The sequence below is a fragment of the Anaerocolumna sp. genome (assembly GCF_032079385.1).
Classification (GTDB): Bacteria; Bacillota; Clostridia; order Lachnospirales; family Lachnospiraceae; genus Anaerocolumna.
Map to the genome: position 1 here is coordinate 147,852 of NZ_DAMAUC010000002.1, position 7,360 is coordinate 155,211.

Sequence of the window (7,360 nt, forward strand, 5' to 3'; positions counted from 1 at the left end):
AATTCTAGCCAAGACGAATCTTCGCCTTTATATATGGGCCTCCATCGGATACTTTTACCCATTCTTTATAGCCCTTTCCACAGAAACCTCCGCCGGAAAGAACCGTTGTATCAGATATCATAGAGATTGACTTTAATAAATCAGGAACATATCCTGTCATAACAATTGGTGAAAAAATCTTCCCGGTTAATTTACCCTCTTTGATTTCTCTTGCTATATTCACCATACATTGAATTCCCCAGTTTTTTGGGTCCTCCATGCCGCTGCTGGCATTTTCTAATAGGAAACCATACTGAATGGAGGCAATCATATCTTCTAACTTATCCTTGCCTGCCTCAAAATACGTATTGGTCATTCGTGTATAGGCTTTTCTTTCATAGCTTTCTCTTCTACCGTTACCCGTTGGTTTAGTGTTCAGATACATGGCAGATTGGCTGTCACTGATACCACGTTTTAAAATACCTTTTTCGATAATAACCGTATCCTGTGCCGGTACCCCTTCATCATCAAAGAAATAGGTAGCTGCTTCTTTTACTGCAGCACCGTCGTGCATGGTAATTAAGTTCGAAGCAACATATTCACCAATATATTTTTCAGCCAAAGCACGTTTTTTTACAAACATATCCATTTCAACACCATGTCCGAAAGCTTCATGTACAATCATACCGGTAACCTCCGGTGTGCAGATACAATCGTATTCACCGGGTTTAATCGGCTCACTTTCTAAAAGTTCTAATGTATTCTGTGCAACAAACTTAATATCATCTTTCATTTCCTCCAATAATTCTGTTCCGCCAAGGTTAGAATAGCCTTTAAAATAATTTTTAATTTCTTCTCCCCGGGAAGCCAAAATAATGATACTGCCTGTTGTCCATAGAACATTTTGTTCCATATCTTTATTCCTGGATAAGAATAATTTATGATATTGCTGATAATTACATCGAACAATACAATCTAAAATCTTATCATCAAATTGTTTTCCTTCTTCACTGAGCTTGGTTATGAAAGCAACGATTTTTTCATCTCCCAGTTCTTCAGGATTTTGTATGTATTCTGTACTTTCTTTGAACACATTTGGTTCATCAAGAAGTTCTTTATACTTGCTTTCTGTTATACCTTCCGGCAAGGATTCTTTCAGAGGCATTAGACTAAACTTAATATTGTATAAAATATCTTCTATGGATCCTTCTGAAATTTCATTAAAAGAATATTCCCCATAACTATTGCCATCGTACACTTTGGCTACAAAGCCCCGACCGCTTAATAAGCTATCCTCCTTGATTACAGTACCGTTTTTGGATACGGCATAATTTTTCCCTTTGGAGTCCGTTGCTAAAATAGAAGCATAAGAGAACTCCTCCAGCAGACTGTTTAACAGTTCCTTTAATAGTGGTTTCACTTGTTCTAAGTATTGACTTGATTTTACTTTCATAGGTTTTTACACTTATTCCTTTCTATTCATAAATTAGTTATTAGCTTGTATAAACAAAATACGAAATACATTCTATATATAAATTTAATTTATCCGTATTCAAGTTAATTTTAACTTTATTCATTATTTCCTTTAGAAATATTTTCTCGTCTGAATTCTAAATATGTTTGCAAAATTGAAAAAGCAAAAGCCACCCCCCAGCAGATCCATGTAATGATAATACCCTTGTTAAACTCTGAATAAAAGTCATTAATCAATTTGTTAGATTGGGTATATATACCTAATCTGGAATGTCTGTATGAGATATTAGAAAGATTAGCTATCATAATACCCAAACCAATTAAGACAATATTATTTAAGATTAACAGAATCTTTTTTACTTTATTCATATGTCTCCCCTGCCTCTTCAATATGGTAATCTTCTTATGTTTTTTAGCTAAACTAAAGCCTGACAGCACATAAGAAGAATTTATACCCTTCTCGTTTTAGTTGGCCTCATCCATTTGATTTTCAACTGCTTTATTAATCATTTCAACTTGTTTATATGGTATCTCAATGTTATTTTCCTTAAACTTCTCCAACATACTCTTTCGTAAATCGCTGCAAGTCTTAAAGTTTTCTCCTACTTCCCTGGTCCAAACCTGTACCCTTAAAGCTACGCCATTGTCCGTTAAATCACGAATAGTAACCGCAACGGGAGTCTGTTCTGTGATTAATACCAGTTCATGTGAGGAAACCAGTTCTTCCAGTATACTAATAGCTTTATCCAAATCTGATTCATAGCTTATCACCACATCCAGGAAATTACCTGCCCTGCTGTCTTGGCTGCTATTGTTTTCTATCATCTGCTTATTCATAACACTGTTTGGAATCACAATCTTAGAGTTATTAAATGTTCTGATAATAGTATGTCTTACCGTAATATCTTCTACAATACCTGTAATCTTTAATCCAAGAATCTGTACACGTTCACCCACTTCAAACGGCCGGCTCCAGGAAAGCATAACTCCACTTAGAATATCATTTAAACTTTCTTGTGCCGCAAATATTGCAACAGCAACAATTATACCGGAACTGGTGATAAATGTATTCATATAATTTTTTTCCGGGAAAAACTGTCTATAAATTGCCAGTACACCCACAACATAAATTAGTACTGTAATGACAGAACGAGTGAATTTTAAATGTATTTTATTATGCCTTTTTAATATACTCCTAAATAAAACTTTATTCAATTTATTCAAAACAAACACTGATACAAATATAATTATACTTATATAAATAGCATCTACATTATCGCTTTGAAAGAATTTTTCAATCATATAACAGCTCCTTTTTTCTATTTTCCTCATATTCTTAATTATATTTTTAACCATTAGCAGAATATGCAATACGGCTATTTCAGAAATAGTCAGCGGGGCTATATAAGAGCCTAAATATCCGGATGTTCCATCATCTCCTGCAGTATATTATAGTATTCCCCTGCATGCAATCCATCTGCCAAAGCGTGATGCATCTGAATCGATAAAGGAAGTTTCATTCTTCCATTCTCTTCAAAATACTTTCCCCAGGCGATCCTTGGGATACTATCCACTGGATTCATTTGAATCGGATGTGCCATACTGGTAAAAGAAACCCATGGTATACTAGTCATATACAATAAATCATCCTCACCAGGTTCATCACTAAGAATTATATTTTTCTTTACTTTTTCCATAGCTTCCATGGCAGAATCCTTAAAAGCATAGAAATCCTCTATGTAATCAACAGTACAAAAGCTAAATAATTTTGTCTCTGTCATAACCGTAAAGGCTGGTCTGACTATTTCATATTCTATTACTTTATTTTCTCTTATTCTCTGCCGGAATTCCGGAATTTCATTTGCTGTTTTGCTGGCTAGATACGTAATAGACAGAAAAAAAGGAATATCATGTTCTTTTATATACTTAAAATAATTCGTAATATCCAGATTGGCACAAATACTAAAATGAGGATAACTAAATTGGTTAAAAAAATGATAATGTTCTTTCCTGTTCCAGTTTTCCATATCAATATATTTAAACTTCATCCCCTAACCCCCTGTTTATATCACCATAGTGAGTTTCAAAGCACTCTCTTATGTTCTATCCGATATGTAAAAACACGTACCATTATTATACAATAAATCAAAATAAAAGACTACCATAACTTCAAATTATTTATGTCTCAAAATTATGGCAGCCTTACGAGCTTTATTCTATTTCAATTTCATATCCACCTCAACCGTATATTCCAAATCCTGAATAAACCCTTCTTCTTTTTGTTCGTATTCCAGCCACATATCCTTATTCTTGTGGCTAGTCATCCGATAAAGGTTTAAAATATCTATATTTTCTTCTTTCATAATCTTATCAAATAATCTTGTAATCTTCCCCTTAATCTGCTTATTACACAAAGTTTGTATTTCATGAATATATTTATCATTTTCGGCCCCAGTAATACCCTTGGTATTTTTTGTCCCCTTTTCCACCAGACCACTTCCACTGATTTTAAAAGCCATCCTGGGTTTACCATTATCCCAGAAGAACTCCGCACTTCTGGAAACATTGATGATTCTAATTACATATTCTGGCTTATCCTCTTCCCTATCTCTTATATAGATACGGACATTTTTCCCATATCCATGGGCTATATTAATATAATCAGACTCTCTTTCATTCAATTCATAAACCAATTTACTTTCATCAAATACTGCCAGCCCAATATTTTCAACAGATTTTTCATGAGGCCTCAAAATAGGTACTTTAATTATAAGATTATCACTGTTTTTCCCATATATTAAATCACCGATACTAACTTCTGTTTTACCAATGTTAATTAAATTATTTCGGTAAAGCCGTTCAAGATATTGACCAATTCCACCGGAAACACTGCCATTTAGCGTAATAATCTCTTTTGCATTTTTTTCACTCAAATAGACTAAAGTGTTTCTTGCCAGTTCATAGTTATTTTCAATGTAAAATAACAATTCATCCAACTGCTCGCTATTCTCTGCCAGATCCTTGCCAAGTACTATAGCTTTTATATGCCTAAAGTCCAGACGTTTTGGGGACTGCAGCTGATACTCATCTTCTATTTCAAAGAAGTCCTTACCTTTTAATTCAACAATTAACTTTTCTGAGTCTTTCGTAGATTGTCCGGTTATTGCCTCCAAATCCGGCATAACATAATAAACCTTAATTTCTTCACCTTCCAAATCAATTCCCATAACCTGAACAAAATTTCTATCCTCTATTTCCGTCATATCTCCGCAGCCGGTTAACGATATAGTTGTAAATAAAGTTACCAGTATAAGAATAGATCTTGCCACTGCTTTGGCATTACTCATTTTTCTTAATTTTCCAATTAGTATTACAATTAAAGGCAGTATAATGGATTGAGGAATTCCTATAAACATCATGTATTTTCCAAAGTATTCATAATTTTTTTCTGCATCCATAGGAATAACGGAAGCTCCAAATATAAGTATAATAATTGGTATAATCAAGTAATTCTGTGTGGATACATGAAATATCTTCTTGGATATATAGCTGATGTAAAAGATAAATCCACTGATTATTGTAAATATACTAAGCATCCACAAGGATATAATTAAAGCGTCATGTCTTTGAATAAATCCACCTGGCAGTTTAATCAATTGAATAATGGAAACAGTGGACCAAATCTTTTCTTTTGTTTCCTCCATTCCAAGAATACCAACGGTAATGATAAATAGAAGAATATCCATAATCCCGCCTATTATCAATGCTTGTACAACATAAGAAAATATACTTCTTTCTTTACTTACATTGGTTTTACTAACTTGTATAAATGGTTCAGTGAATAAGATAAGTTCCAATAAGCTAAAGGTTAAAAACACAGCATAGCCGCCTGTAACTATATCTACAGGCCTTTCCGTAAATATAGGCATAAGATTGGACATGTCCGCATCTCTTAGACCTAATATTAAAAATATTAATAATGGTACGATGACAATAAAGTATAACACTTCTACGATTCTAGCCCTTACTTCAAAACCTTTAGAAGCTGCATAAGCAGATATCAATAAAAGCATAATAATGATTAGCCTCGGATCTGTATCCACCAACAACGTTTCATTAATAACCTCTCCAAATAATCTGGTAGCAAATACACAGCAGGCAAACAGCTTAATTACATAAAGTGCTCCAATGATGAAGGTAAGCAGCCGCCCTGCATTATGAATGGAATAATCCATGAAATTTTCATTGAGGTTTTTTGTTATAAATATTATTATTGCCGCATATATCAGTGCAATGATGGTTCCTAAAATAATAGCGCTAAATCCGTCTCTGCCGGCAAAATCAACAGCTATTCTTGGAATAATCAAACCCGATATACTAAATAAATCAAATACGATAATTCGTTTAAATTGTCTTAAGGAAATTTTTTCATTATCTGAAAACATGCCTACACCATGCCTTTCTCAGCTTACCTTTTTATATATAGAAGTCAGTTTCAAACAAAACTTGTCTGACTTAATGCTTTTTCTTTTTCCCCTCATCCGGATTACGAACCATTCTTATTCTTGCATCATCTTTTGCATAAATTGGCCTGTCCGTTAACTTTTTTAGAGGAAATCTGATTATAGCATCCCGCCCATCGCTCTTTCCTCCCATTCCAGAAGCTGCAAAGGGAAGTAAGTAAGGTATTCCAAAACTTTTTAGGCCTGCCAAATGAATCAGCAGAATCATAAACCCAAGTACAAAGCCATATAGACCTAAGAAAGCAGACAATATTATAATAAGATAACGAATCAATCGAAAAGCAGCTGCAAAAGCTTCATTTGGTACGGTAAATGCTGAAATAGCAGTCATTGCAATGATAATAACTACCATAGGACTTACTAAATTAGCGCTGACCGCCGCATCACCTATTACAAGTCCTCCTACGATACCAAGTGTACTTCCCATTGGACCGGGGAGTCTGATTCCTGCCTCTAATAGCATTTCAAATGCAAATTCCATTAAGATCACTTCAAACACTACAGAGAATGGTACTCCCTCTCTTGCTGCAGCAAAAGACAAAGCTAAAGCGGAGGATAAAAGCTCCGGCTGGTAATTTACCACAGCTATATAAAGTCCCGGTAAGGCTATCGTAATAAATGCACCAAGGAAGCGAAGTATTCGTATGGCAGTTGCAACTTCCCATCTGGAATAAGTATCGTCTGAGGCTTGAAAAAAAGAATTCATAGTGGTTGGTAATAAAAGTACCATGGGTGAATTATCTACTATTAATACAACTCTTCCCTCCATTAAGCCAGAAGCAGCTTTGTCCGGCCGTTCCGTTGCTTGGAATTCAGGAAATGGTGAATACACATTTCTCTCTGTCAATTGTTCCAACATGCCGCTGTCAAAGATACCATCTACAACAAAATCTCTGATTCTTTGTTGAATTTCTTCTACTACTTCTGGTTTTGCAACTCCTTCTATATAAACAATTGCCACCTCTGTCTGAGATCTGGTACCTACCGTAGTTTGCACGATCTTTAAATTGGTATCCTTAATTCTGCGTCGTAAAAGGACCCTGTTAATATGCAGAGCCTCACTAAAGCTTTCCTTGGAGCCCCTGACTGCTACTTCATTTTCAGCCTTTGGCACACCTCTATTTGCCATTTGTCTATTAGAAACTTTTAGGGCCTTATCAAAGCCATCCACCAGTATAATGGTATCCCCGCCCAGTATGAATTTTACGGCTTCATTTAAGGTGCTTACTTCGGAAATATCCGCAGTTCTAAGCCCCTTTTCCTTAATATAATCAAATTGATTCTCGGCAGGCATATCATCCATTCGATAAATTAGATATCGCAATGTATCTTCTTCCAACAAAGCCTTATCGACCATATTATCCATATATATAAAATAAATATCG

At 34.7% G+C, this 7,360-nt stretch carries 6 protein-coding genes; all 6 read right to left on the bottom strand.

The genetic code is table 11. From position 1 onward, the window contains the following. Positions 1–4: 4 nt before the first annotated feature. Positions 5–1,432 carry a TldD/PmbA family protein gene (locus RT261_RS02360; protein ID WP_313128884.1) on the bottom strand — a complete coding sequence of 476 codons (1,428 nt, stop codon included), beginning with the start codon at positions 1,430–1,432 and terminating at the stop codon, positions 5–7. Positions 1,433–1,548: 116 nt separating this feature from the next. Continuing rightward, a complete protein-coding gene (locus RT261_RS02365; protein ID WP_313128887.1) occupies positions 1,549–1,821 on the bottom strand; it encodes a hypothetical protein in 273 nt (90 codons plus the stop codon). Positions 1,822–1,917: 96 nt separating this feature from the next. Then, positions 1,918–2,754: a mechanosensitive ion channel family protein gene (locus RT261_RS02370; protein ID WP_313128890.1), complete on the bottom strand. Its 837-nt coding sequence runs from the start codon at positions 2,752–2,754 to the stop codon at positions 1,918–1,920. A gap of 110 nt (positions 2,755–2,864) precedes the next feature. Then, on the bottom strand, positions 2,865–3,500 hold the full coding sequence (locus RT261_RS02375; protein ID WP_313128893.1) for a chloramphenicol acetyltransferase: 636 nt from the start codon (positions 3,498–3,500) through the stop codon (positions 2,865–2,867). Between the two features lie 168 nt (positions 3,501–3,668). Next, positions 3,669–5,897 (bottom strand): Ger(x)C family spore germination protein, encoded by a 2,229-nt coding sequence (locus tag RT261_RS02380; protein WP_313128896.1) that lies wholly within the window; start codon positions 5,895–5,897, stop codon positions 3,669–3,671. Between the two features lie 70 nt (positions 5,898–5,967). Next, a partial coding sequence (locus RT261_RS02385; RefSeq protein ID WP_313128898.1) for a spore germination protein occupies positions 5,968–7,360 on the bottom strand: 1,393 nt, incomplete at its 5' end.

What these genes read in the sequence shown, in the direction of transcription:
- RT261_RS02360 (WP_313128884.1), bottom strand. Translation starts at nt 1,432, where the DNA reads ATGAAAGTAAAATCAAGTCAATACTTAGAACAAGTGAAACCACTATTA.
- RT261_RS02365 (WP_313128887.1), bottom strand. Translation starts at nt 1,821, where the DNA reads ATGAATAAAGTAAAAAAGATTCTGTTAATCTTAAATAATATTGTCTTA.
- RT261_RS02370 (WP_313128890.1), bottom strand. Translation starts at nt 2,754, where the DNA reads ATGATTGAAAAATTCTTTCAAAGCGATAATGTAGATGCTATTTATATA.
- RT261_RS02375 (WP_313128893.1), bottom strand. Translation starts at nt 3,500, where the DNA reads ATGAAGTTTAAATATATTGATATGGAAAACTGGAACAGGAAAGAACAT.
- RT261_RS02380 (WP_313128896.1), bottom strand. Translation starts at nt 5,897, where the DNA reads ATGTTTTCAGATAATGAAAAAATTTCCTTAAGACAATTTAAACGAATT.